At 67.7% G+C, this 26,055-nt stretch carries 23 protein-coding genes and 1 tRNA gene; 20 read left to right on the top strand and 4 right to left on the bottom strand.

What is annotated here, in order from left to right:
- Positions 1 to 75 precede the first annotated feature (75 nt).
- Positions 76 to 1,401, top strand: a complete 1,326-nt coding sequence (locus V8J39_RS08635) for an AI-2E family transporter (RefSeq protein ID WP_336460486.1) — start codon at positions 76 to 78, stop codon at positions 1,399 to 1,401.
- Between the two features lie 82 nt (positions 1,402 to 1,483).
- Here V8J39_RS08635 and V8J39_RS08630 read toward each other — a convergent pair whose 3' ends face one another.
- Positions 1,484 to 1,681: a hypothetical protein gene (locus V8J39_RS08630; RefSeq protein ID WP_336460485.1), complete on the bottom strand. Its 198-nt coding sequence runs from the start codon at positions 1,679 to 1,681 to the stop codon at positions 1,484 to 1,486.
- Between the two features lie 139 nt (positions 1,682 to 1,820).
- A complete protein-coding gene (locus V8J39_RS08625) occupies positions 1,821 to 2,243 on the bottom strand; it encodes an organic hydroperoxide resistance protein (RefSeq protein ID WP_336460484.1) in 423 nt (140 codons plus the stop codon).
- 111 nt (positions 2,244 to 2,354) lie between these two features.
- Between V8J39_RS08625 and V8J39_RS08620 the strand changes: the two genes are divergently transcribed.
- Positions 2,355 to 2,798 (top strand): MarR family winged helix-turn-helix transcriptional regulator, encoded by a 444-nt coding sequence (locus V8J39_RS08620; protein WP_336460483.1) that lies wholly within the window; start codon positions 2,355 to 2,357, stop codon positions 2,796 to 2,798.
- Here V8J39_RS08620 and queG read toward each other — a convergent pair.
- Together queG and fzlA are read right to left on the bottom strand one after the other, a co-directional pair.
- On the bottom strand, positions 2,795 to 3,838 hold the full coding sequence (gene queG, locus V8J39_RS08615) for a tRNA epoxyqueuosine(34) reductase QueG (RefSeq protein ID WP_442902567.1): 1,044 nt from the start codon (positions 3,836 to 3,838) through the stop codon (positions 2,795 to 2,797). The two genes, V8J39_RS08620 and queG, sit on opposite strands and share 4 nt — an antisense overlap.
- A complete protein-coding gene (fzlA, locus tag V8J39_RS08610) occupies positions 3,819 to 4,487 on the bottom strand; it encodes an FtsZ-binding protein FzlA (protein ID WP_336460482.1) in 669 nt (222 codons plus the stop codon). Before fzlA ends, queG begins: the two co-directional genes overlap by 20 nt.
- Positions 4,488 to 4,766: 279 nt before the next feature.
- Here fzlA and V8J39_RS08605 point away from each other — a divergent pair, with 279 nt between their 5' ends.
- From V8J39_RS08605 to rpoC, 18 genes are all read left to right on the top strand, one after another.
- Positions 4,767 to 6,434, top strand: coding sequence for a TadE/TadG family type IV pilus assembly protein (locus V8J39_RS08605; RefSeq protein WP_336460481.1), 1,668 nt, complete (start codon positions 4,767 to 4,769; stop codon positions 6,432 to 6,434).
- A complete protein-coding gene (locus V8J39_RS08600) occupies positions 6,431 to 6,973 on the top strand; it encodes a TadE/TadG family type IV pilus assembly protein (protein ID WP_336460480.1) in 543 nt (180 codons plus the stop codon). The genes V8J39_RS08605 and V8J39_RS08600 overlap by 4 nt, the downstream gene beginning before the upstream one ends.
- A gap of 13 nt (positions 6,974 to 6,986) precedes the next feature.
- Positions 6,987 to 7,550: a TadE/TadG family type IV pilus assembly protein gene (locus V8J39_RS08595; RefSeq protein WP_336460479.1), complete on the top strand. Its 564-nt coding sequence runs from the start codon at positions 6,987 to 6,989 to the stop codon at positions 7,548 to 7,550.
- 130 nt (positions 7,551 to 7,680) lie between these two features.
- The gene (locus V8J39_RS08590) at positions 7,681 to 7,971 is read left to right on the top strand and encodes a hypothetical protein (protein WP_336460478.1); all 291 of its coding nucleotides are present in this window, start codon (positions 7,681 to 7,683) and stop codon (positions 7,969 to 7,971) included.
- Positions 7,972 to 8,079: 108 nt separating this feature from the next.
- Positions 8,080 to 9,366 carry a homoserine dehydrogenase gene (locus V8J39_RS08585; protein WP_336460477.1) on the top strand — a complete coding sequence of 429 codons (1,287 nt, stop codon included), beginning with the start codon at positions 8,080 to 8,082 and terminating at the stop codon, positions 9,364 to 9,366.
- Positions 9,367 to 9,373: 7 nt separating this feature from the next.
- Positions 9,374 to 9,757 (top strand): VOC family protein, encoded by a 384-nt coding sequence (locus tag V8J39_RS08580; RefSeq protein ID WP_336460476.1) that lies wholly within the window; start codon positions 9,374 to 9,376, stop codon positions 9,755 to 9,757.
- 85 nt (positions 9,758 to 9,842) lie between these two features.
- Entirely contained in the window at positions 9,843 to 10,808 is a 966-nt protein-coding gene (gene glpX / locus V8J39_RS08575; protein WP_336460475.1) for a class II fructose-bisphosphatase, read from the top strand.
- Positions 10,809 to 10,935: 127 nt separating this feature from the next.
- Complete coding sequence (gene recJ / locus V8J39_RS08570) at positions 10,936 to 12,678, top strand: single-stranded-DNA-specific exonuclease RecJ (RefSeq protein WP_336460474.1); 1,743 nt, start codon at positions 10,936 to 10,938, stop codon at positions 12,676 to 12,678.
- Positions 12,679 to 12,815: 137 nt separating this feature from the next.
- Positions 12,816 to 12,890, top strand: a tRNA-Glu gene (locus V8J39_RS08565).
- 168 nt (positions 12,891 to 13,058) lie between these two features.
- The gene (locus V8J39_RS08560) at positions 13,059 to 13,751 is read left to right on the top strand and encodes a hypothetical protein (RefSeq protein ID WP_336460473.1); all 693 of its coding nucleotides are present in this window, start codon (positions 13,059 to 13,061) and stop codon (positions 13,749 to 13,751) included.
- Positions 13,752 to 13,830: 79 nt separating this feature from the next.
- Positions 13,831 to 14,022 (top strand): preprotein translocase subunit SecE, encoded by a 192-nt coding sequence (gene secE, locus V8J39_RS08555; protein WP_336460472.1) that lies wholly within the window; start codon positions 13,831 to 13,833, stop codon positions 14,020 to 14,022.
- A gap of 255 nt (positions 14,023 to 14,277) precedes the next feature.
- Positions 14,278 to 14,811 carry a transcription termination/antitermination protein NusG gene (nusG, locus tag V8J39_RS08550; protein WP_336460471.1) on the top strand — a complete coding sequence of 178 codons (534 nt, stop codon included), beginning with the start codon at positions 14,278 to 14,280 and terminating at the stop codon, positions 14,809 to 14,811.
- Positions 14,812 to 14,914: 103 nt separating this feature from the next.
- Positions 14,915 to 15,367 carry a 50S ribosomal protein L11 gene (gene rplK, locus V8J39_RS08545; RefSeq protein ID WP_336460470.1) on the top strand — a complete coding sequence of 151 codons (453 nt, stop codon included), beginning with the start codon at positions 14,915 to 14,917 and terminating at the stop codon, positions 15,365 to 15,367.
- Positions 15,368 to 15,369: 2 nt separating this feature from the next.
- On the top strand, positions 15,370 to 16,068 hold the full coding sequence (gene rplA / locus V8J39_RS08540; RefSeq protein WP_336460469.1) for a 50S ribosomal protein L1: 699 nt from the start codon (positions 15,370 to 15,372) through the stop codon (positions 16,066 to 16,068).
- Between the two features lie 252 nt (positions 16,069 to 16,320).
- The gene (rplJ, locus tag V8J39_RS08535) at positions 16,321 to 16,836 is read left to right on the top strand and encodes a 50S ribosomal protein L10 (protein ID WP_336460468.1); all 516 of its coding nucleotides are present in this window, start codon (positions 16,321 to 16,323) and stop codon (positions 16,834 to 16,836) included.
- Positions 16,837 to 16,904: 68 nt separating this feature from the next.
- Positions 16,905 to 17,279 (top strand): 50S ribosomal protein L7/L12, encoded by a 375-nt coding sequence (rplL, locus tag V8J39_RS08530; protein WP_336460467.1) that lies wholly within the window; start codon positions 16,905 to 16,907, stop codon positions 17,277 to 17,279.
- A gap of 285 nt (positions 17,280 to 17,564) precedes the next feature.
- Positions 17,565 to 21,701, top strand: a complete 4,137-nt coding sequence (gene rpoB / locus V8J39_RS08525; RefSeq protein WP_336460466.1) for a DNA-directed RNA polymerase subunit beta — start codon at positions 17,565 to 17,567, stop codon at positions 21,699 to 21,701.
- A 90-nt stretch (positions 21,702 to 21,791) separates the two neighbouring features.
- On the top strand, positions 21,792 to 26,033 hold the full coding sequence (gene rpoC, locus V8J39_RS08520; protein WP_336460465.1) for a DNA-directed RNA polymerase subunit beta': 4,242 nt from the start codon (positions 21,792 to 21,794) through the stop codon (positions 26,031 to 26,033).
- Positions 26,034 to 26,055: the final 22 nt, after the last annotated feature.

The following is a 26,055-nucleotide window of genomic DNA, read 5'->3' as shown; positions in this document are numbered from 1 at the left end:
GCGTCAAGGAGGGGCGGAGGCGAAACCATTCGGGGCGCGGGGTGTTGGCGCTTGAGCGGTTGAGGAGCCCGACCCATGCCTGCCGACGCGAAGACCGATATCGAGGATCCTCTGCAGAAACCGCCGGTGCGCCTTGGGCCGCGATGGGCGGTGATCGGGCTGTTCGTGCTCGCCGCCGTGGCGACGGTTGCCCATGCCCGCGACTTTCTGATGCCGCTGTCGATGGCGGTTCTGCTGTTCTTCGTCTTCGCGCCGATGCGGCGGCGGGCCGAGCGGCTGGGGATCCCGTCGGTCGCCACGGCGACGCTGGTGCTGACGGGGCTGGTGGCGATCCTGGCCTTGATCGGGGTCGCCCTGTCGGGCCCGGCCAGCAACATGGCGAGCGGCGCCCCGCAGATCGCCGAGCGGCTCGAGGTCAAGTTCAAGGGCCTGTCGGAACAGCTCGAGAAGTGGCGCGACATCCAGGACAAGATCGACCAGGCCACCTCGGGTGAAGAGCCGCCGCCGCCCGATGTCGCGGCCTCGCTGCCCGAGGATGCCAAGGCGGCGCCGCCGCCGGACCAGGCGGCCGGTACCCAGCCCGAAGAGGACAACCGCTCTGTGCGCGAGCGCCGCGCCGACCGGGCGCAGCAGCAGCTCAACGACCTCGTGCCGATGGACAGCACCAACGTCCTGTTCACCGTGCTGGGATCGACCCCGGCGGTGGCGGGACAGCTGATGTTCGTGCTGTTGCTGCTGTTCTTCATGCTGGCATCTGGCGACCTGCTGTATCTCAAGATCGTGCAGAGCTTTGATATGATGGGCGAGAAACGCCGCGCCTACAGCGCCCTGCGCGAGATCGAGGCCAGCCTTGGCAGCTACCTCGGCACGATCACGATCATCAACGCCTGTCTCGGTGTCGCCATCGGCGCGGCGATGTGGGCCTGGGGGATGCCGGCGCCGGTGGTGATCGGCATCGCGGCCTTCCTGCTCAACTACATTCCCTATATCGGCCTCGGTCTGGGTGCGCTGGTCGCGACCGCGATCGCGCTGGTGTCGATGCCGGGGTTCGTCACGCCGTTGATGGTGGGGGGAAGCTACGTGCTGCTCTCGTCGATCGAGGGCCAGCTGATCACGCCCTATTTCGTGTCGCGCCGGCTCGAGATGAACACGGTCGTGGTCTTCATCACCATCGCGCTCTGGGCCTGGCTGTGGTCGGTCGCGGGGATGATCGTCGCGGTGCCGATGCTGGTGGTGATGCGGGTGCTGTGCGACCACATCCCGGGGCTCGAGCGTCTGGGCAACTTCCTTGGCGGCGAGAGGCCGGCGCCGCTGGGACCCGAGGGCGACGAGGTGCGCGGCCACGACGGCATGCGCGAGACCGGCGACGAGAAAGAGCCGAACGGTCGCCTGGCCGTGTGATAGGCGGGGATGCGAAGGGGCGGGGGCCGCCCCTTCGGCCTGTCGCGTCTTTCCGCCGCGCTCTGGACAGAGCCGGGGCGGATCAGACGGTCTGGCCGCGCTCGATGCGCAGGAATTCCTTCAGGCGGCGGCTGCCGCCGGCAAGCAGCTTCGGCTCGCGCAGCTTGGCCTTGACCGCCGGGTGGTCGCCTTCGGCACCCGCGCGCCGCTCGCTGTCGGCGAAGCGTCGGGTGCGGCCGCCGTCGCTGGGGCGGCGTTTGTCGGCGAGATGTCGGCTCATGTCGGGCCTCCTTCCGGGTTGCGCCCGCTCCTCCACGGGCCACCCCAGCATAGGGGCAGGGCGCCCCGATTCCCACCGGGTCGCCCTGCGCCGCGGCATTGCGCGCGCGGCATCCGGCCAGGTCGGACCGGGTCCGGCGTCAGGCCAGACGCGTCGTGACCGCGATGTTGCCCTTCACCGCATGGCTGTAGGGGCAGATCGCGTGGGTGCGGGTGAACAGGTCTTCGGCCTCGGCCGCCGCGATGCCGGGCAGCGACACGGCCAGGTCGATCGACAGCTGGAAGCCGCCGTCGTCACGCTTGCCGATCGAGACCTCGGGGTCGATCGCGGTTTCGGCGGGAAGGGCGATCTTCTGCTGGCCGGCGACCAGCTTCAGCGCGCTGAGGAAGCACGCCGCGTAGCCCACCGCGAAAAGCTGCTCGGGATTGGTGCCTTCGCCCGCGCCGCCCAGTTCCTTCGGCGGGTTCAGCTTGACCGACAGCTTGCCGTCGGCGGTCTCGCCGCGGCCGTCGCGGCCGCCGGTGACATGGGCGCGGGTGGTGTAGAGGGGCGTGAAGGACATCTGGGTCGCCTTTCCTATCGCAAGCGATTTGATCGTGTGCGATTGATAGGGCTGTCGCGAGCTGCGAGTCAATCTCTTGCGATCGTATCGCGCACGATTTATTTTAGTTTCATGCAGATCGACCCCGATCCCCCGCTGCCGCTGGATGGCATGCTGTGCTTCGCGCTCTACTCCGCGGCCCACGCGGTGCAGCAGCTTTACAAGCCGGTGCTGGACGAGATGGGTCTGACCTATCCGCAGTTCCTGGTGATGACCGCGCTGTGGGAGCGCGACGGGCGGACCGTCTCGTCGCTGGGGCAGGCGCTGCGGCTGGAATCGAACACGCTGACGCCGCTGCTGAAGCGGATGGAGGCGGCGGGGCTGGTGAGCCGCGCCCGCGATCCGCAGGACGAGCGGCAGGTGCGCATCACCCTGAGCGAGCGGGGCAGGGCGCTTGCGGCGCGGGCGGGCGACCCGGCGCGCTGCCTGATGGAGCGCAGCGGGCTCGATGCCGAGGCGCTGGCGGGCCTGCGCGCGCAGGTCGCGGCGTTCGAGGCGGTGCTGCGCCGGGGCTAGGTCAGCCGGGCCAGCGCCCAGGCCGCGGCCTCGGCCACGGTGGGGTCGGGATCGCCGGTCAGCGCGGCGACGGCGGGGGCCAGCTCTGGCAGGCCGGAATTGCCGATCGCGTAGGCCACGTTGCGCACCATCCGGTCGCGCCCGATGCGCTTGATCGGCGAGCCGGCGAAGCGGGCGCGGAAGGCCGCGTCATCCAGCGCCGCAAGCTCGGCCAGAAGCGGCGGCTCGGCCTCGCGCGGGGCATAGCCGATCTCGTGCGCGGCGGCGGCGAACTTGTTCCACGGACAGGCGGCGAGACAATCGTCGCAGCCATAGATCCGGTTGCCCATCAGCGCCCGCAGCTCGGGCTCGACCGGGCCGCGATGCTCGATCGTCAGGTACGAGATGCAGCGCCGGGCATCGAGCTGGAACGGCGCGGGGAAGGCCGCGGTGGGGCAGGCGTCGAGGCAGGCGGTGCAGCTGCCGCAGGCCTCGCGCGCGGGGGTGTCCTTCGGCAGGTCGAGCGTGGTGAAGATCGCGCCGAGAAAGACCCAGTTGCCGAAGCCGCGGCCCAGCAAATTGGTGTGCTTGCCCTGCCAGCCAAGCCCGGCGGCGGCGGCGAGCGGCTTTTCCATCACCGGCGCGGTATCGACGAAGACCTTGATCTGCGTCCCCGCGCCGGCGGCGTCGATCAGCCAGCGCCCCAGCCGCTTCAGCCGCTTCTTGACCAGGTCGTGGTAGTCTTTGCCCTGCGCGTAGACGCTGACCGCACCGCGATCCGGGCGGGCGAGCACCCCGCGCGGATCGTGGTCGGGGGCGTAGCTCTCGGCCAGCATGATCACCGAACGCGCCTCGGGCCAGAGCGCCGCCGGGTCGCCGCGCCAGGCCATGCGCTCGGCCATCCATGCCATCTGGCCGTGCCGTCCCTCGGCCACGAAGGCCGCGAGCCGCTCGGCCGCGCCCGGGATCGCGTCCGGCGCGCAGATGCCCATCGCGGTGAAGCCCTCGTCCTGCGCGCGCGCCGCGAGGCGCCCGCGCAGCTCAGAAGTCGAGATCGGCATAATGCCCCGGCGGCGGGAAGCCCGGCACCTGGTCGGCCAGGATCGACCGGAACGAGGGCCGCGACTTGATCTTGGCGTACCAGTCCTTGACCGTCGGCTGGCGGTTCCAGTCCACGTCCGAGATGTAGTCGAGGCAGCTCAGATGCGCGGCGGCGGCGAAATCGGCGAGCGTCATCTCGTTGCCGGCAAGCCAGCGGCGGGTCTCCAGCAGCCAGGCCATGTAGTCGAGATGGTACTTGATCCGGGTGGCGCCGAACTTGACGTTCTTCGAATCCGGGTAGCCCAGCCCCATCACCTTCTTGTTCACCCGCTCGTAAAGCAGCTTGGACGTGACGTCGGCCTGGAACTTGTCGTCGAACCAGGCGCAGAGGCGGCGCACCTCGAACCGGCCGTCGCTGTCGCGCGGCATCAGCGGCGTCTGGGGCTGGGTCTCCTCCAGCCATTCGCAGATCGCCTGGCTTTCGGACAGCACCCGGCTGTCCCAGCGCAGCACCGGCACCTTGCCGGCCGGGTTGCGGCGCAGGAAATCGTTCGAGGGCTCCCAGTAGCGCTCCTCGATCAGCTCGACCTCGATGCGCTTCTCGGCAAGCGTGAGGCGGACCTTCCGGCAGAAGGGCGACAGCGGGAAGTGATAGAGGCGGACGGCCATGAGGTCCCTTTGGATCGACGTTCCGGCGCCGGGCCAGCGCCCGGGCCCGGGTGCGCGATCCGACGGGGCCGCGCCCCGCCGGGTTTAAGCGCGCCCCCGCAGGGGTTCAATCCCCGCACCCCCACCCGCGGTTCCACCGGCGGTTTCCGTCTCGCAAAGGTGCGCGGCGCGCCCGGGGATGGTTCGTGTTTGGCCGCGCATCCGCCACAAATCCGCCTCAGCACTGCGCTTTAAGCTTTCCATGGCAAAGACGGCATCGGGCCGTTTCTGGGGCGGATCATGGGCCAAGGACCGGACGGCGAGATGCAAAGCGGGCAGGAAATCGGTGGGCGCGGGCTCGGGGCCAGGCTCTCGGGCTTCCGGCGCGACGAATCGGGGTCCATCCTGATCTTCGGCATCATCATGCTGACGACCGTCATCCTGCTGTGCGGCATCGCGCTTGACGTGATCCACTTCGAGGCCGAGCGCACCACGGCGCAGGCGACGCTGGACCGCGCGGTGCTCGCGGCTGCGGACCTCAGCAACACGACCCCGGCGCAGGACGTCGTCGACGACTATTTCCAGAAGGCCGGCGTCAGCCGCTTCTCGCCCAAGGTCACCCAGACCAGCGGCAGCATGAACGAGTGGAAGAAGGTCGTGGGCACCGTCGACGTCTCGACCTCGACCTGGTTCATGCGCAACTTCGGGATCGAGACGCTGGACGGCCCGTCGCTGGCCACGGCGCAGGAAGCGATCGGCAAGGTCGAGATCTCGATGGTGCTGGACGTCTCCGGCTCGATGGCCAACGACGCCATGAAGGTCTGGGATTCCGCGAGCGGGCAGTACGTCTACAAGCTGACGCTGCTGAAGCCGGCCGCGGTCGATTTCGTCAAGACGATGTTCACGAACGTCTCGAACGCCGGCGGCTCGGACGGCACGCTGATGATCTCGGTCGTGCCCTACGCCGAGCAGGTCAACATCGGCACCTCGCTGGCCAACCAGATGACGCTGACCTCGGAGCACACGAAGGGCACCTGCGTCGACTTCACCGCCTCTGACTTCAACACGATCCAGATCACCGGCACGCAGACGCTGGCGCGCACCGCCTATGCCGACGTGCGGACCCGCGACTATCACCCCAGCGGCTACGCCGCGCCCTACTTCCGCGAATGCTGGGGCTATGACACGACGCAGACGGCGTCGGTGCTGGCCTTCTCGCAGAACAAGCAGACGATCATCGACAAGATCAACGCCCTGGTCGCCGAGGGCGACACCGCCATCGACATCGGTGCGAAGTGGGGCCTGGCGCTGCTGGATCCGGCGATCCGCCCGACGCTGAACAAGATGGTCACGGCCGGCACCGTCTCGTCCACGCTCAAGGACCACCCGATCGCCTATACTGACACCAACACGCTGAAGATCATGGTGCTGATGACGGACGGCTCGAACACCAACACCTTCCGGCTGAAGAACTACCGCAGCGGCACGTCGAACATTGTCTACAAGACCACGTCCAACTGGCAGGGGACGACGACCACCTACTACTGGTACGACTCCTCCCGTTCGTCCAACAAGTACTACAACTTCAGCACCAAAAGCTGGACCTCCGTCTCGGGAACCACCTCGATGACCTGGCAGCAGGTCTGGGAGACCTGGAGCGTCGCCTATTTCGCCGACAACTTCGCGGCCAAGCTGCCGAACACGACCGCGGACGGGTTCTTCAGCAGCATCGTCGACCATGTCGGCAACGTCGAGAAGGACGCGCGGCTGAAGAAGGTCTGCGATGCGGCCAAGGCCGCGGGCACCAAGATCTTCGCGATCGCCTATGGCGCCGATGCCAACGGCGAGGCCGCGCTGAAGGACTGCGTGAGCGCGGCATCCAACTACTACGCGCCGCAGGGCTCCGAAATCGGCGCGGCCTTCGCGGGCATCGCCAACTCGATCCGTCTTCTGAGGCTCACGCAATGACCGGCTGGCTGACCCGACTGGGCGCCCGCGCCCGCGCCAAGTGGCGCGACGAGCAGGGCAACTCGACCATCGAATTCATCATCGTCTTCCCGGTGTTCCTGACGCTGCTGTGTTCGGCGGCCGAATCCGGCACGCTGATGGTGCGGCAGGTGATGCTCGACCGGGGCCTCGACATCACCGTGCGGGCGCTGCGGCTGAACACCTGGACCCAGGTGACCCAGGACAACGTGCGCACCATGCTGTGCGACTCGGTCCTGGCGATCCCGAACTGCACCGGCTCGGTCCTGATCGAGATGACGCGCATCCCCGCCGGCGGCACCCTGCCCAGCAGCAACGCCACCTGCGTCGAGCGCGGCGCCACCGTCACGCCGACCGTCTCCTTCAGCCAGGGGGGCGAGAACGATCTGATGCTGATACGCGCCTGCGCCAAGTTCGATCCGGTGCTGCCGACGATCGGTCTCGGGCTCGATCTGAGCAAGGACGCGCAGGGGGACTATGCGCTGGTGTCGACCTCGGCCTTCGTGGTCGAGCCGCGATAGGAGACCGATCAGGATGCGTCCTTCCCTTGCCCTGCGCCTGCTGCGTCCCCTGGTCCGGTTCCGCCGGTCCGAGCGCGGATCGATGACCGCCGAGGCGGTGATCATCCTGCCGGCGTGGATCTTCGTCTACATCATGACCTTCACCTTCTTCGACGCGTTCCGCACCCACACGGTGAACCTGCGCGCGACCTACACGGTCGCCGACATGGTCTCGCGCCAGACCAACGCGGTCGGGCCGACCTACCTCACTTCGCTCAAGAACGTCTTCGACTATGTCGCCCGGTCGCCGCAGGCGACGACGATGACGGTAAGCTCGATCTACTACGACACGACGACGCAGAAATACCGCGTCAACTGGTCCTATACCAAGGGCGGCACGACGCAGACCGACACCACGATCCAGGCGCAGAAGGCCCGGATCCCGAACCTCAAGTCCGGCGAGACGCTGATCCTGGTCGAGACCCACATGGGCTACGACCCGGTGTTCAACATCGGCATCAACGACATCGACTACGACTATTTCATCACCACCGCGCCGCGCTTCGCAGCCCAGGTGGCCTACAGCGCCTCGAGCTGACGCGCGGGGGAGGGCGGCCAACGCCCGGGTCGGCGGATCGGCCCGGTTGCGCCCACCGCCGTCTTGCCGCTGCGCGGGCGGCCCCGTAAGGTGCCCGGGCCCCGAACGGGCCGATCCACCGGGTTTATCCATGACTGCGCGCCTTTCCGTCTCCCGTCCTTCCGCGGCCCTCGCCGCGGCGCTGGGGCTCGTGCTGCTGCTGCCGGGCTGCCTCAGCTTCCGGCCCGAGACCTCGCGCGAGAAGCTGCCGACGGTCGCCGAGGCGCCCTGGCCCGAGCTGGCGCCGCTGGGCCCGATCCTGCGCGACACCGAGACGCTGAAGGCCGCCGAGAACCCGACCCCGGACGAGCTTGCCCGCGCCGAGGCGCTGCGCCGCCGCGCCGACGAGGTGCGCGCCATCGACCCGTCCGAAGGACTTTAGGCACAGCCGGCGCGCCGCACCGGCTCGCGCGTTGCGCGAAGCCCGGCGACAGGCTAACAGACCGGCCAACGTCCCGCGGCACCGTCCGTAGAATTTCAGGAGCATTCCATGACCGAACCCCTGCGCCTCGGCATCGCCGGTCTCGGCACCGTGGGCATCGGCGTGGTCAAGATCGTCCAGCGCCATGCCGAGATGATCGCCAAGCGGGCCGGCCGCCCCGTGCAGATCACCGCCGTCTCGGCGCGCGACGCGGGCAAGGACCGCGGCGCCGACCTGTCGGCCTATGCCTGGGAGACCGATCCGGTCGCGCTGGCCCGCCGCCCCGACATCGACGTCTTCGTCGAGGTGATGGGCGGCCATGATGGCCCCGCCAAGGCCGCGACCGAGGCCGCGCTCGCCGCCGGCCACGACGTGGTCAGCGCCAACAAGGCGCTGCTCGCCCACAGCGGCCAGGCGCTTGCCGAGGCGGCCGAGGCCGCGGGCGCGGTGATCCGGTTCGAAGCCGCGGTCGCCGGTGGCATCCCGGTGATCAAGGCCCTGACCGAGGGGCTTGCCGCCAACCGCATCACCCGGGTGATGGGCGTGATGAACGGCACCTGCAACTACATTCTGACCCGGATGGAAAGCGCGGGCCTGCCCTATGAGACCGTGTTCGAGGAAGCCCGGGCGCTGGGCTATCTCGAGGCCGACCCGACGCTCGACATCGGCGGCATCGACGCCGGCCACAAGCTGAGCCTGTTGGCCGCGATCGCCTTCGGCACCAAGGTCGCCTTCGACAAGGTGCAGCTGGAAGGCATCGACCGCATCTCGATTGACGACATCCGCCGCGCGGGCGACATGGGCTACCGCATCAAGCTTCTGGGCGTGGCGCAGCAGACCGGCCGCGGGCTGGAACAGCGGATGTCGCCCTGCCTCGTGCCGGCCGACAGCCCGCTCGGGCAGCTGCAGGGCGGCACCAACATGGTCGTGCTGGAAGGCGACAGCGTCGGCCAGGTGGTGCTGCGCGGCCCCGGCGCGGGCGAGGGGCCGACGGCCTCGGCGGTGATGGCCGACGTGATCGAGATCGCGCGCGGCTCGCGGCTGTCGACCTTCGGCCAGCCCGCGACCAGCCTTGTCGAGGCGGTGGCGGCCAATGTCGGCGGCGCCGCGGCCTACTACCTGCGGCTCGAGCTGCTGGACAAGCCCGGCGCGCTGGCGAAGATCGCCGCGGTGCTGGGCGAGGCCGGCGTGTCGATCAGCCGGATGCGCCAGTATGGTCACGAGGACACGACCGCCCCGGTGCTGATCGTGACCCACAAGACGACGCCCGACGCGATCGCCATCGCCTGCGAGGGCGTGATGGGCACCGGCGTCGTCACCGGCCGTCCCGTGGCGCTGCGCATCGAGCAGGTGTGACCCCGGCATGTTCAGCCATGTCACCCTCGGCACCGGCGACATCGACCGCGCCCGGGCCTTCTGGGGGCCGGTCGCGGCGATCCTGGGCCTGCGCCCGCGCCGCGCCGACGACCGCTGGCTGATCTGGGAGGGGGCCGATGCCCGCCCGCTTCTGGTGGTGATGCGTCCCTTCGACGGCGGCCCGGCAAGCGCGGGCAACGGCGCGATGGTGGCCTTCCTCGCGCCCGACCGCGCCACGGTCGACCGCGCCCATGCCGCGGCGCTGGCGCATGGCGGGTCCGACGAGGGCGCGCCGGGCCTGCGCCCGCAGTACCATGCGGATTATTACGGCGCCTATCTGCGCGACCCGGACGGCAACAAGCTCTGCATCGTGTGCCACGCGCCCGCCTGATCGCCGTCGCGCCGGCGCCTGCGGCCTTGTTCCCGTTGCCCGGCCGCGGTTAGGTGCCGTCAGGGACGGCCGCGGAGGAGGAACCATGGCGCCGAGCATCGATTTCAACGACCGCATGCTGTCGCTGGGGCTTGCCCGCGTGTCCGAGGCCGCGGCCCAGGCCTCGGCGCAGCACATCGGTCGCGGCGACGAGCGTGCCGCCGACCTCGCCGCCGCCGAGGCGATGCGCGCGCAGCTGAACCTGCTCGACATCCGCGGCGTCGTGGTCATCGGCGAGGGCGAGCGCGACGGCGGCGCGATGCTGTGCATCGGCGAAGAGGTCGGGACCGGCGACGGCCCCGAGGTCGACATCGCGCTCGACCCGCTCGAGGGCACGACGCTGACGGCCAAGGACATGCCGAACGCGCTCAGCGTGATCGCGATGGCGCCGCGCGGCACCCTGCTGCAGGCGCCCGAGGTGTACATGGACAAGCTGGCGATCGGTCCCGGCTATGCGCCCGGCATCGTCAGCCTGGAAATGCCGCCGGCGGGGCGCGTGGCCGCGCTTGCCGCGGCGAAGGGCTGCAGCCCCGCCGACATCACGATCTGCGTGCTCGAACGTCCGCGCCACGAGGCCATGATCGCCGAGCTGCGCGGGACCGGCGCCGCGATCCGGCTGATCAGCGACGGCGACGTCGCGGGCGTGATCCACTGCGCCGAGCCCGGGACCACCGGCATCGACATGTACATGGGGTCCGGCGGCGCGCCCGAGGGCGTGCTTGCCGCCTCGGCGCTGAAGTGCATGGGCGGGCAGTTCTGGGGGCGGCTTCTGCTGCGCACCGACGCCGAGCGCGCCCGCGCCCGCGCCGCCGGCATCGCCGAGCCCGACCGCATCCGTGCCCGGGACGAGCTGGTGACCTCGGACGTGATCTTCGCCGCGACCGGCGTCACCAGCGGCTCGTTCGTCCAGGGCGTGCGGCGCGAACCCGGCTATCTGACCACCGAGACGATCCTGATGCGCTCGAAGACCGGATCGATCCGGCGCATGATCTACCGCAACCCGCTGAAGTGACCGGCCGCGCGCCCGGCTTTCGCCTTGGGCCAAATATCCCGGGGGCGCCCCGCAGGGGCGGGGGCAGCGCCCCCTCTTGCCCCGCGTGACGCTTGCGTAACGCCGCGGCGCAGGGCAGAGGATCGCCATGCCCGATTTCCTCAATGTCTCCGCCTCCGCCACCGGCCGCCGCTGGGTCGGCCCCAGCCCCGAGATCGAGCGCCAGGCCGAGGCGCTGGCGCAGGACACCCGCGTGCCGCTGCCGCTCGCGCGGATCCTCGCCGGCCGCGGCATCGCCGCGATCGACGTGCCGGTGTTCCTCGAGCCGCGGCTGAAGGACCTGCTGCCCGATCCGATGGGGCTGAAGGACATGGGGCCCGCCGTCGCGCGCTTTCTTGCCGCGCTGCGCGGGCGCGAACGCATCGCCGTCTTCGCCGATTACGACGTCGACGGCGGGTCCTCGGCGGCGCTGCTGCTGGTGTGGCTGCGCGCGATGGGCCACGACGCCACGCTCTACATCCCCGACCGGATCGACGAGGGCTATGGCCCGAACGTGCCCGCGATGCAGAAGCTTGCCGCGAGCCATGGCCTGATCGTCTGCGTCGACTGCGGCACCCTCAGCCACGAGCCGATCGCGGCGGCGACGGGCGCCGATGTCATCGTGCTCGATCACCACCTCGGCGGCGAGACGCTGCCCGGGGCGGTCGCGGTGGTGAACCCCAACCGGCAGGACGAGACCGGCGATCTTGCGCATCTCTGCGCCGCCTCGGTCGTTTTCCTGATGCTGGTCGAGGCGAACCGGCAGCTGCGCACCGAGGGCATCGCCGGGCCCGACCTCATGGCGCTGCTCGACCTGGTGGCGCTGGCGACGGTGGCCGATGTCGCGCCGCTGACCGGCGTCAACCGCGCGCTGGTGCGCCAGGGGCTCAAGGTCATGGCCCGCCGCGAACGCCCCGGCATCACGGCGCTGTCGGACATCGCGCGGATGGACAGCGAGCCCACGGCCTATCACCTGGGCTTCCTGCTGGGGCCGCGGATCAACGCGGGCGGCCGCATCGGCATGGCCGACCTCGGCGCGCGGCTTCTGGCGACGCAGGACCCGCACGAGGCCGCGGCCCTGGCCGAGCGGCTCGACCGGCTGAACACCGAGCGGCGCGAGATCGAGATGCGGGTGCGCGAGGCGGCGCTGGCGCAGGCCGAGGCGCGCGGGCTTGACGCGCCGCTGGTCTGGGCGGCGGGCGAGGGCTGGCACCCGGGCGTCGTCGGCATCGTCGCCGCCCGGCTGAAGGAGGCCACCAACCGCCCCGCCGTGGTGATCGGGCTAGACGGGGCCGAGGGCAAGGGGTCGGGGCGCTCGGTCTCGGGCGTCGACCTTGGCGCCTCGATCCACCGGGTCGCCGCCGAGGGGCTGCTGATCCGCGGCGGCGGCCACAAGATGGCCGCGGGGCTGACGGTGGCGCGCGACCGGCTCGAGCCGGCGATGGAGCGGCTGGCCGAGCTGCTGGCGAAGCAGGGCGCGGGGCAGGCGGGTCCGGCCGACCTGCGGCTCGACGGTCTGCTGATGCCCGGCGCCTGCACGATCGAGCTGCTGACCGAGCTGGAAAAGGCCGGGCCCTTCGGCCAGGGCGCGCCGTCGCCCCGGTTCGCCTTCTCGTCGATGGCGATCCGGTCGGTCCGCCGCATGGGGGAAAGCCACCTGCGCCTGGGCTTCGGCGAGGCGACGGGCCCCGCGCTCGAGGCCGTGTGCTTCGGCGCCTTCGAGGGGCCGCTGGGCCCGCTGCTGGGCGATCACGGCGGGCTGCGCTTTCACCTGGCCGGCCGGCTCGAGATCAACCGCTGGCAGGGGCGATCGCGCGTGCAGCTGCGCCTGGAGGACGCGGCAAGAGCCTGACTTTACGTCACTTTCTGGAAAGATGCAGTTTTTGTCGCCGGGGATGAAAATTGCTCTTGCGAGTCACCGCAGCCTCGCCTAAACACCGCCCCACGCCAGCGACGCGGCAAGCGAAACGCCGGCGAGACAGTGAAAGTGGCCCGTTCGTCTATCGGTTAGGACGTCAGGTTTTCAACCTGAAAAGAGGGGTTCGACTCCCCTACGGGCTGCCACTTGACCTTCCCCTGCCAGACAATGCGACCTGACGGACGGCCCATGGGGCCGCCTTTGTCGTTGCGCCTTGGCTGTGCCTTATTTCCCCAGATTTTCTCACATTCGCCAACACCTTGTCCCAATTGAGGTGATTCATGCGGCTGTCCCGATCTGTGTGGAGACGTCGTATGCGCACGCTTGAATTCCTTTTCGCCGGCCCGCTCTGGGCCCGCCTGCTCGCCATCTTCGGCGGGGCCTGGCTGGTGTTCGCCCTGACCGGCGGCACGCAGATGGGGGGCGCCGTCTCCTGGCAGGGCGCCACGCCCGGAGCGCGGGTGAAGGACGATGTCGGCAACTGGTTCGACACCGTGCGCGAGGTGCTGGCCGCGCAGCATTCGCTCGTCTTCGCCGGGCTGGGGATCGTCTTCCTGGCGGTGGCGGGGCTGGGGATCTTCGGGCGGCTCAGCCTGCCCGGCCGCGGCTTCGACGTGAAGAAGCACGATGCCGAGATGGCGGCGGTGACCATGCTGCCGGAAAGCCGCGCCGCCGCGATCGCCCGGCGCGAGACCGCCGACGGTCTGGCGGGGCAGGAGCTGCGGATCGAGCGCGCGCTGCCGGTCGTCGCGCTGTGCGCGGCGCTGGTCGCGGTCGCGGGTTGCTGGCTGCTGGTGCCCGAGAGCGTCGCCTTCGTCGCGGTCTTCGCCGCGCTGGGCGTTCTGCCGCTCGCGCTGCCCGCGCTGCGGGCCCGGATCGCCGGGGCGCTGACCCGCGGGCTTTATGCCGGGAAGGTGGAGCCCGACGACCTTCCCGACCCGTTCGACCGCATCCTGGCCGAACGGATCCGCCGCTCGGCCCCGGTGTCGCACCGCCATCGCGCTTGAATTCCGCCGCCCGACCGCGTATCCGCAGCCGAAACGCGAGGGGCCGGCAGGCCGCAAGCCGCGCAGCGTGAGGATCAAGATGGCTAACCCGTTCCAGTTCATCCAGCAGGTGCGCACCGAGGTCGGCAAGATCGCCTGGCCGACGCGCCGCGAGGTCGGTCTGACCACGGTCATGGTGCTGGTCATGGCGACGCTGGCCTCGGTCTTCTTCTTCCTGGTCGATCTCGCGATCCGCACCGGGCTGACCCAGGTTCTCAGCCTCTTCAACTGATCTTCGGCCCGCTCCCCGGTTGGCGGGTGGCGGGGCAGGGCGGGCTTGCGTGCCCCGGCGGGTGCCTGTATGACGCGCCAACCCAACCAGCGGTCCGGCGCGCATCGATTCGCGAGATGCGTGCCGTTTTGCTTTGAGGTCGGGCGGGTCAGCGGACCCGCAGGGCCGGAGGCGATCGCGGAAGGGAAGGCCGGGATGTGCCCGGCGCGGAAAGGGACCGACCGGAACAGGGTCGGAAAGACGGGGTAAGGCGGAATGGCGAAGCGTTGGTATTCGGTGAGCGTCCTCTCGAACTTCGAGAAGAAGGTTGCCGAGGCGATCCGGTCCGCCGTCGCCGAGAAGGAGCTTGGCGACGAGATCGAGGAAGTCCTCGTGCCGACGGAAGAGGTCATCGAGATCCGCCGCGGCAAGAAGGTCACCTCGGAGCGTCGCTTCATGCCGGGCTACGTGCTCGTGCGGATGGAAATGACGGACCGTGCCTATCACGCGATCGTCTCGATCAACCGCGTCACCGGCTTCCTGGGTCCCCAGGGCAAGCCGATGCCGATGCGCGACGCCGAGGTGAACGCGATCCTGAACCGGGTCGAAGAGGGCGAGGCGCAGCCGCGCAGCCTGATCCGCTTCGAGATCGGCGAGCAGGTCAAGGTTGCCGACGGCCCGTTCGAGGGCTTCACCGGCATGGTGGAAGAGGTCGACGAATCCTCGAACCGCCTGAAGGTGACGGTGTCGATCTTCGGCCGGCCGACGCCGGTCGAGCTGGAATTCACCCAGGTGTCCAAGGGCGCCTGAGGTGTGAGCCGCGGGAGGCGAGGGGTCATCGGCCCCGGACCGGACCGCTAAACCAAGCTCTGCCCCGGAGACGGGCGCGGGCGGGTGAAAAAGGAGAGGCCACATGGCCAAGAAAGTCGTTGGGCAGCTGAAGCTGCAGGTGAAGGCGGGTCAAGCCAACCCGTCCCCGCCGATCGGTCCCGCGCTGGGTCAGCGCGGCATCAACATCATGGCCTTCTGCAAAGAGTTCAACGCTCGCACGCAGGAGATGGAACAGGGTTCGCCGGTTCCGACCGTGATCACCTACTATGCCGACAAGTCCTTCACCTTCGAGATGAAGACCTCGCCGGCCTCGTACTTCCTGAAGAAGGCCGCGGGCCTGAAGCCGGTCGGCAAGCGCAACCGCCCGAAGGGGTCGGTCAAGCCGGGCCGCGAAGTCGCGGGCACCGTGACCGTCGCGCAGGTGCGCCAGATCGCCGAGGCCAAGATGAAGGACCTCAGCGCGAACGACATCGAGGCCGCGATGAAGATCATCCTCGGCTCGGCGAAGTCGATCGGTATCGAGGTGAAGGGGTAATCATGGCCAAGCTCGGTAAACGTACCACGGCCGCCCGCGCCCAGTTCGAGGGCAAGGCGAACCTGACCGTCGAAGACGCCGTCAAGCTGATCAAGGGTGCCGCCACCGCGAAGTTCGACGAGACCGTCGAAATCGCGATGAACCTCGGCGTCGATCCGCGTCACGCCGACCAGATGGTCCGCGGCGTCGTCACCCTGCCGAACGGCACGGGCAAGACCGTCCGCGTCGCCGTCTTCGCCCGCGGCGCCAAGGCTGACGAAGCCACCGCCGCCGGTGCCGACATCGTCGGTGCGGAAGACCTGATGGAGACGATCCAGTCGGGCAAGATCGAATTCGATCGCTGCATCGCGACGCCGGACATGATGCCGCTGGTCGGCCGTCTGGGCAAGATCCTGGGCCCGCGCAACCTGATGCCGAACCCCAAGGTCGGCACCGTGACGATGGACGTGGCCCAGGCCGTGTCCAACGCCAAGGGCGGCGAAGTCCAGTTCAAGGTCGAGAAAGCCGGCGTGATCCACGGCGGCGTCGGCAAGGTGTCGTTCGACGACGCCAAGCTGGCCGAGAACATCCGCGCCTTCGTGGAAGCCGTGACCCGCGCCAAGCCGGCCGGGGCCAAGGGCACCTACGTCAAGAAGGTGTCGGTCTCCTCGACCATGGGCCCGGGCGTGTCGCTCGACCTGACCTCGACGGCGACCGCCTGAGAGTGACGAATTTGCCGGGTTCGCCCGGCGAATGGCGGGGCGGCCCGCAAGGTGACCGCCCTGTCCTGTCCGAGACGGAGGGTGGGCGTTAACGCGCCCTTAATAATCGCCTTCCTGAGATGGGGAACGAGACAATCTGACCGGGGACTTTCCTCGGGTGATCTGGCCTCGGGACCCTCACGGACCCGAACGCCGCCAGAATATCGGCGGTGCAATTGAGCCGGGGGGAAACCCCCAACCTTGGAGAAAACTGTGGATAGAGCCCAGAAAGAGAAAGTGGTCGAGGAACTCGGCCAGATCTTCGAAAGCTCTGGCGTCGTGGTGGTTGCCCACTACGAAGGCATGACAGTTGCTCAGATGCAGGACCTTCGCGCAGAGATGCGTGCCATTGGCGGGTCCGTACGCGTCGCCAAGAACAAGCTCGCCAAGATCGCCCTTGAAGGAAAGCCCGGCGCAAGCATGGGTGACCTCCTGAAGGGCATGACCGTGTTCGCCTATTCCGAAGACCCCGTCGCTGCGGCGAAGGTCTCGGATGCCTATGCCAAGAAGAACGACAAGTTCGTCATTCTCGGCGGCACCATGGGTGGCACGGCGCTTGACCCGGCCGGTGTGAAGGCTGTGGCGCAGATGCCGTCGCGTGAGGAGCTCATCGCTTCGATCGTTGGCTGCATCGGTGCCCCGGCATCGAACATCGCCGGTGCGATCGGCGCGCCTGCTTCGAACATCGCCGGCATTCTCTCGACCCTCGAGGAACGGGAAGCCGCGTGAGCAACCGATTGTCTGTACCGGGTTGATCCCCGGACGTCAGACCCCATCTTAACGAACGGAAAATGAAAATGGCCGATCTGAAAGCCCTCGCCGAGCAAATCGTCAACCTGACCCTGCTCCAGGCGCAAGAACTGAAAACCATCCTCAAGGACGAGTACGGCATCGAGCCCGCCGCCGGCGGCGCCGTCATGATGGCCGGCCCGGCTGCTGGCCCGGCTGCTGCCGAGGAAGAGAAAACCGAATTCGACGTCGTCCTCGTCGAAGCCGGTGCGAACAAGATCAACGTGATCAAGGAAGTTCGCGGCATCACCGGTCTGGGCCTGAAAGAAGCCAAGGACCTGGTCGAAGCCGGCGGCAAGGTCAAGGAAGCTGCTCCGAAGACCGAAGCCGAAGAGATCAAGAAGAAGCTCGAAGAAGCCGGCGCCAAGGTCGAGCTCAAGTAATCGGGCCGGATGCGTCCGCATCCGATCTTCTGAAGACAGGGCTGGGTCCGGGGTTTCCCGGGCCCGGCCACGTCCGTTCCGGGGTCCCCGGGATGGTGAGACGGGACGACGGGACGCCCCTTGGCAAGGACCTGGCACGGGTCTTTCCCAAGGTGCGGCGCAGGGTTCGGGTGCGGTCCGGTGGGACGGATCGCGGGAATTGGACCCTCCCCCCCTTCATTCGGCGACAGATCCGTGGCCCCGACGGACTGGCGCGACAGAGAATGACGAAAGGTGACGACGAGCATGGCTCAGAGCTACGTTGGCCAGAAGCGCATCCGCAGGTATTTCGGCAAGATCCGGGAAGTCCTGGAAATGCCGAACCTCATCGAGGTCCAGAAATCGTCCTACGACCTGTTCCTGAAGTCCGGTGACGGCCCGATCGCGGCCGACGGCGAAGGCATCAAGGGCGTGTTCCAGTCGGTGTTCCCGATCAAGGACTTCAACGAGAACGCGATCCTCGAGTTCGTGAAGTACGAGCTGGAGAAGCCGAAGTACGACGTGGAGGAGTGCCAGGCCCGCGACATGACCTACAGCGCGCCGCTGAAGGTCACGCTGCGCCTGATCGTGTTCGATGTCGACGAGGACACCGGGGCCAAGTCGGTCAAGGACATCAAGGAACAAGACGTCTACATGGGCGACATGCCCCTGATGACGCAGAACGGCACGTTCATCGTGAACGGCACCGAGCGCGTGATCGTGTCGCAGATGCACCGCTCGCCGGGCGTGTTCTTCGACCACGACAAGGGCAAGACCCACTCGTCGGGCAAGCTGCTGTTCGCCTGCCGCATCATTCCCTACCGCGGCTCGTGGCTGGACTTCGAGTTCGACGCCAAGGACATCGTCTTCGCGCGCATCGACCGCCGCCGGAAGCTGCCGGTGACGACGCTGCTCTATGCCCTGGGCCTGGACCAGGAAGGCATCATGGATGCCTACTACAAGACCGTGTCCTTCAAGCACATGAAGAACCGCGGCTGGGTGACCAAGTTCTTCCCCGAGCGCGTGCGCGGCACCCGCCCGGCCTATGACCTTGTCGATGCCGCCACCGGCGAGATCATCTGCAAGGCCGGCGACAAGATGACGCCGCGCATGGTCAAGAAGCTGATCGACGAGGCCAAGGTCACCGAGCTGCTGGTGCCCTTCGACCACATCATGGGCCGCTACGTCGCCAAGGACATCATCAACGAGGACACCGGCGCGATCTATGTCGAGGCCGGCGACGAGCTGACCGCGACCTACGACCGCGACGGCGAGATGACCGGGGGCACGGTCAAGGTGCTGCTGGACAACGGCGTCACCGACATCCCGGTGCTGGACATCGACAACGTCAACGTCGGTCCCTACATCCGCAACACCATGGCCGCGGACAAGAACATGGGCCGCGACGGCGCGCTCATGGACATCTACCGCGTCATGCGCCCCGGCGAGCCGCCGACCATCGAGGCCGCCTCGACCCTGTTCGACAGCCTGTTCTTCGACAGCGAGCGCTACGACCTGTCGGCCGTGGGCCGGGTGAAGATGAACATGCGCCTCGACCTCGATGCGCCGGACACCCAGCGCACGCTGCGCAAGGCCGACATCATCAGCTGCATCAAGGCGCTGGTCGAGCTGCGCGACGGCAAGGGCGAGATCGACGACATCGACCACCTCGGCAACCGCCGGGTGCGCTCGGTCGGCGAGCTGATGGAGAACCAGTACCGCGTCGGGCTGCTGCGGATGGAGCGCGCGATCAAGGAACGCATGTCCTCGGTCGAGATCGACACGGTGATGCCGCAGGACCTGATCAACGCGAAACCGGCCGCCGCCGCGGTGCGTGAATTCTTCGGCTCGTCGCAGCTGTCGCAGTTCATGGACCAGACGAACCCGCTGTCGGAAGTCACGCACAAGCGTCGCCTTTCGGCGCTTGGCCCGGGCGGTCTGACCCGCGAGCGCGCCGGCTTCGAGGTCCGCGACGTCCACCCGACCCACTACGGCCGGATGTGCCCGATCGAGACGCCGGAAGGCCCGAACATCGGCCTGATCAACTCGCTCGCCACCTTCGCGCGCGTCAACAAGTACGGCTTCATCGAGACCCCCTACCGCCGCGTGGTGGACAGCCAGGTCACCGATGACGTGCAGTACATGTCGGCGACCGAAGAGATGCGTCACACCGTGGCGCAGGCCAACGCGCAGCTTGACGCCGAGGGCAAGTTCGTTTCGGACCTGATCTCGACCCGCCAGGGCGGCGAATTCATGCTCAACCCGCCGGAAGCCGTCGACCTGATCGACGTCTCGCCGAAGCAGCTGGTGTCGGTCGCGGCCTCGCTCATTCCGTTCCTGGAAAACGACGACGCCAACCGCGCGCTGATGGGCTCGAACATGCAGCGTCAGGCGGTTCCGCTGCTGCAGGCCGATGCGCCGTATGTCGGCACCGGGATCGAGGCGATCGTCGCCCGCGACTCGGGCGCCGCGATCATGGCGCGCCGTGGCGGCATCATCGACCAGGTGGATGCCACCCGGATCGTTATCCGCGCGACCGAAGACCTGGAGATCGGCGATGCCGGCGTGGACATCTACCGTCTGCGCAAGTTCCAGCGCTCGAACCAGAACACCTGCATCAACCAGAAGCCTCTGGTGAAGGTGGGTGACAAGATCGGCAAGGGCGAGGTGATCGCCGACGGTCCGTCGACCGACATGGGGGAACTGGCGCTCGGCAAGAACGTCTGCGTCGCCTTCATGCCGTGGAACGGCTACAACTACGAGGACTCGATCCTGATCTCGGAACGCATCGTCAAGGACGACGTGTTCACCTCGATCCACATCGAGGAATACGAGGTCTCGGCCCGCGACACCAAGCTCGGTCCGGAAGAGATCACCCGCGACATCCCGAACGTCGGCGAGGAAGCCCTGCGCAACCTCGACGAGGCCGGCATCGTCTACATCGGTGCGGAAGTGGGTCCGGGCGACATCCTCGTCGGCAAGATCACCCCGAAGGGCGAAAGCCCGATGACGCCGGAAGAAAAGCTTCTGCGCGCCATCTTCGGCGAAAAGGCCTCGGACGTGCGCGACACCTCGCTGCGTCTGCCCCCGGGCGACTACGGCACCGTCGTGGAAGTGCGGGTCTTCAACCGTCACGGCGTCGACAAGGACGAGCGTGCGCTGCAGATCGAGCGCGAGGAAGTCGAACGTCTGGCCCGTGACCGGGACGACGAGCTGACGATCCTCGAGCGCAACATCTACGCGCGTCTGAAGGGCATGATCCTCGGCAAGACCGCGGTGAAGGGTCCGAAGGGCATCAAGGCCGGCACCGAGATCACCGAAGAGCTGCTGGAGACGCTGTCGCGTGGCCAGTGGTGGCAGCTCGCGCTGGGCGAAGAGCTCGACGCGCAGCAGGTCGAGGCCCTGAACGGCCAGTTCGAGGTGCAGAAACGCGCCCTCGATCACCGGTTCGAGGACAAGGTCGAGAAGGTCCGCCGCGGCGACGATCTGCCTCCGGGCGTGATGAAGTCGGTCAAGGTGTTCGTCGCGGTGAAGCGCAAGCTGCAGCCGGGCGACAAGATGGCCGGCCGTCACGGCAACAAGGGCGTCGTCTCGCGCGTGGTGCCGGTGGAAGACATGCCGTTCCTTGCGGACGGCACCACGGTCGACATGTGCCTCAACCCGCTGGGCGTGCCGTCGCGGATGAACGTCGGCCAGATCCTTGAGACCCACATGGGCTGGGCCGCGCGCGGCCTCGGCATCCGGATCGACGAGGCGCTGGAAGGCTACAAGCGCAACGGCGACCTGACCCCGGTCCGCGATGCGCTGCGCCACGGCTATGGTGACGACGTCTACGAGGAAGCCTTCGCCGAGATGGGCGACGACGACATGCTCGAGCGCGCGGCTGCCGTGCGCAAGGGCGTGCCGATCGCGACCCCGGTCTTCGACGGCGCCAAGGAACCCGACGTGAACGACGCGCTGCGCCGCGCCGGCTTCGACGAGAGCGGCCAGTCCGTTCTGTTCGACGGCCGCACCGGCGAGCAGTTCGCGCGGAAGGTGACGGTGGGGATGAAGTACCTGCTGAAGCTGCACCACCTTGTCGACGACAAGATCCACGCGCGGTCGACGGGCCCGTACTCGCTCGTCACCCAGCAGCCGCTGGGCGGCAAGGCGCAGTTCGGCGGTCAGCGCTTCGGGGAGATGGAGGTCTGGGCGCTGGAAGCCTACGGCGCCGCCTACACCCTGCAGGAGATGCTGACGGTGAAGTCGGACGACGTGGCGGGCCGGACCAAGGTCTACGAGTCGATCGTGAAGGGCGAGGACAACTTCGAGGCCGGCGTGCCGGAATCGTTCAACGTTCTCGTCAAGGAAGTCCGGGGCCTCGGCCTCAACATGGAACTCCTGGATGCGGAGGGCGAGGAATAAGGCACGCGCCCGCCGCCGGGGCCCTCACCGGTCCCGGCGTGACCGCGCGTGCTTCCTTGCCCCCTGCCAACCTCCTTTTGGGATGATCCTATGAACCAGGAACTCACCACCAACCCGTTCAACCCGCTGGCGGCGCCGAAGCAGTTCGACGAGATCAAGATCTCGCTCGCTTCGCCCGAGCGGATCCTGTCGTGGTCCTACGGCGAGATCAAAAAGCCCGAGACGATCAACTACCGGACGTTCAAGCCCGAGCGCGACGGCCTGTTCTGCGCCCGGATCTTCGGGCCGATCAAGGACTACGAGTGCCTCTGCGGCAAGTACAAGCGCATGAAGTATCGCGGCGTCGTCTGCGAGAAATGCGGCGTGGAAGTCACGCTGCAGAAGGTGCGCCGCGAGCGCATGGGCCATATCGAACTGGCCGCGCCCGTCGCGCACATCTGGTTCCTGAAGTCGCTGCCGAGCCGCATCGGCCTCATGCTCGACATGACGCTGCGTGATCTCGAGCGGATCCTGTACTTCGAGAACTATGTCGTCATCGAGCCGGGTCTGACCGACCTGAGCTATGGGCAGCTGCTGACCGAGGAAGACTACCTCGACGCGCAGGACCAGTACGGCGCCGACGCCTTCACCGCCAACATCGGTGCGGAAGCGATCCGCGAGATGCTGGCCGCCATCGATCTGGAAGCCACCGCCGAGCAGCTGCGCGAGGACCTCAAGGAGGCCACGGGCGAGCTGAAGCCGAAGAAGATCATCAAGCGTCTGAAGATCGTCGAGTCGTTCCTCGAGTCGGGCAACCGGCCCGAGTGGATGGTGCTGACCGTCATTCCGGTCATCCCGCCGGAACTGCGCCCGCTGGTCCCGCTGGATGGCGGCCGGTTCGCCACGTCCGACCTGAACGACCTGTACCGCCGGGTGATCAACCGCAACAACCGCCTGAAGCGCCTGATCGAGCTTCGCGCGCCGGACATCATCGTCCGCAACGAAAAGCGGATGCTGCAGGAATCGGTCGACGCGCTGTTCGACAACGGCCGTCGCGGCCGCGTCATCACCGGCGCCAACAAGCGTCCGCTGAAGTCGCTGTCGGACATGCTCAAGGGCAAGCAGGGCCGCTTCCGTCAGAACCTTCTGGGCAAGCGGGTCGACTTCTCGGGCCGTTCGGTGATCGTGACCGGTCCCGAACTGAAGCTGCACCAGTGCGGCCTGCCGAAGAAGATGGCGCTCGAGCTGTTCAAGCCGTTCATCTACTCGCGTCTCGAGGCCAAAGGGCTTTCGAGCACCGTGAAGCAGGCGAAGAAGCTGGTCGAGAAAGAGCGCCCCGAGGTCTGGGACATCCTGGATGAGGTCATCCGCGAACACCCGGTCCTGCTGAACCGTGCGCCGACGCTGCACCGTCTGGGCATCCAGGCCTTCGAACCGACGCTGATCGAAGGCAAGGCGATCCAGCTGCACCCGCTGGTCTGCTCGGCCTTCAACGCCGACTTCGACGGCGACCAGATGGCCGTGCACGTTCCGCTGTCGCTGGAAGCGCAGCTGGAAGCGCGCGTGCTGATGATGTCGACGAACAACGTTCTGTCGCCCGCCAACGGCGCGCCGATCATCGTTCCGTCGCAGGACATGGTGCTGGGTCTCTACTACACCTCGATGGCGCGTGACGGCATGCCCGGCGAGGGGATGTTCTTCGGCTCGGTCGAGGAAGTGGAACACGCGCTCAACGCCGGTGTCGTGCATCTTCACACGAAGATCACCGCGCGGGTGAAGCAGATCGACTCGGAAGGCAACGAAGTGGTCATGCGCTTCGAGACCACCCCGGGCCGGGTGCGCCTTGGCGCGCTGCTGCCGCTGAACGCGAAAGCCCCGTTCGAACTGGTGAACCGCCTTCTTCGGAAGAAGGACGTGCAGAACGTCATCGACACCGTCTACCGCTACTGCGGCCAGAAGGAGTCGGTCATCTTCTGCGACCAGATCATGGCGCTCGGCTTCCGCGAGGCGTTCCGCGCCGGCATCTCGTTCGGCAAGGACGACATGGTCATTCCGGACACCAAGTGGACGATCGTCAACGACGTCCGCGACCAGGTGAAGGAATTCGAACAGCAGTACATGGACGGCCTGATCACCCAGGGCGAAAAGTACAACAAGGTCGTCGACGCCTGGTCGAAATGCTCGGACGCGGTCGCGGCCGAGATGATGAAGGAGATCTCGGCGGTCCGTAAGGACGATGCCGGGGCCGAGATGGAACCCAACTCGGTCTACATGATGTCCCACTCGGGGGCGCGGGGTTCGCCGGCGCAGATGAAGCAGCTGGGCGGCATGCGCGGCCTCATGGCCAAGCCGTCGGGCGAGATCATCGAGACGCCGATCATCTCGAACTTCAAGGAAGGCCTGACCGTTCTCGAATACTTCAACTCGACCCACGGCGCCCGGAAGGGCCTCGCGGATACCGCGCTGAAGACCGCGAACTCGGGCTACCTCACCCGTCGTCTCGTCGACGTGGCGCAGGACTGCATCATCCGCATGCACGACTGCGGCACCGAGCGGGCGATCACGGCCTCGGCCGCGGTCAACGACGGTGAAGTCGTCTCGCCGCTGTCGGAACGCATCCTCGGCCGCGTCTCGGCCGATGACGTCATGGTTCCGGGCACCGACGAGGTGCTGGTGCGCAAGAACGAGCTGATCGACGAGCGCAAGGCCGATGCGGTGGAAGCCGCCGGCGTCGCGTCCGTGCGCATCCGCTCGGCGCTGACCTGCGAAGCCGAAGAGGGCGTCTGCGCCATGTGCTATGGCCGCGACCTTGCACGCGGCACGCTGGTCAACCAGGGCGAAGCGGTGGGCATCATCGCGGCGCAGTCGATCGGCGAGCCGGGCACCCAGCTGACGATGCGGACCTTCCACATCGGCGGCATCGCCCAGGGCGGCCAGCAGTCGTTCCTTGAAGCGAGCCAAGAGGGCAAGATCGAGTTCCGCAACCCGAACCTTCTGGAAGCCGCCAACGGCGACCAGATCGTCATGGGCCGGAACATGCAGGTCGTGATCGTGGACGAGGTCGGCCAGGAACGCGCGAGCCACAAGGTCGGCTACGGCACCAAGGTCTTCGTCAAGGAAGGCCAGACGGTCAAGCGCGGCGCCAAGCTGTTCGAATGGGACCCCTACACCCTGCCGATCATCGCCGAGAAGGCGGGCGTGGCGAAGTTCGTGGACCTGATCTCGGGCATCGCCGTGCGCGACGAGACCGACGAAGCCACGGGCATGACCCAGAAGATCGTCGTCGACTGGCGGACCGCGCCGAAGGGCAACGACCTGAAGCCGGAAATCATCCTGATGGATCCGGAATCGGGCGAGCCGCTGCGCAACGACCAGGGCAACCCGATCTCGTACCCGATGTCGGTCGACGCCATCCTGTCGGTCGAAGACGGTCAGGACGTGAAGGCCGGCGACGTGGTGGCGCGTATCCCGCGCGAAGGCGCCCGGACCAAGGACATCACCGGGGGTCTTCCCCGCGTGGCGGAACTGTTCGAGGCCCGTCGTCCGAAGGACCACGCGATCATCGCCGAGCTGGACGGCTACGTGCGCTTCGGCAAGGACTACAAGAACAAGCGCCGGATCGCGATCGAACCGACGCAGGAGGGCCTCGAGCCCGTCGAGTACATGGTGCCGAAAGGCAAGCACATCCCGGTGCAGGAAGGCGACTTCGTGCAGAAGGGTGACTACATCATGGACGGCAACCCGGCTCCGCACGACATCCTGCGGATCATGGGGATCGAGGCGCTGGCCGACTACCTGATCGACGAAGTGCAGGACGTGTACCGGCTGCAGGGCGTGAAGATCAACGACAAGCACATCGAGGTGATCGTGCGGCAGATGCTGCAGAAGATCGAGATCCTCGACTCGGGCGAGACCACGCTCCTGAAGGGCGAGCATATCGACAAGTCGGAATTCGACGAGGAGAATGCGAAGGTCGAAGCCCGCGGCGGCCGCCCCGCGACGGGCGAGCCGGTGCTGCTCGGGATCACCAAGGCCTCGCTGCAGACGCGCTCGTTCATCTCGGCCGCCTCGTTCCAGGAGACGACCCGCGTGCTGACCGAGGCTTCGGTCCAGGGCAAGCGCGACCGTCTGGTCGGCCTGAAGGAGAACGTCATCGTCGGCCGGCTGATCCCGGCCGGGACCGGTGGCGCGACCAGCCGCGTTCGCAAGATCGCGACCGATCGCGACCAGAAGGTCATCGACCAGCGTCGTGCCGAGGCGGAAGCCGCCGCGGCCCTCGCCGCCCCGGTTGAGGATTACGCGATGGACGAAGACGCCTTCGGCCTTGTCGACACCCCGGAAAGCCGCGACTGACGCGGCCGACCGGACAGGTCCT

The organism is Frigidibacter sp. MR17.24 (assembly GCF_037095655.1).
GTDB lineage: Bacteria > Pseudomonadota > Alphaproteobacteria > Rhodobacterales > Rhodobacteraceae > Frigidibacter.
This window is presented reverse-complemented; position numbering and strand designations above follow the sequence as displayed.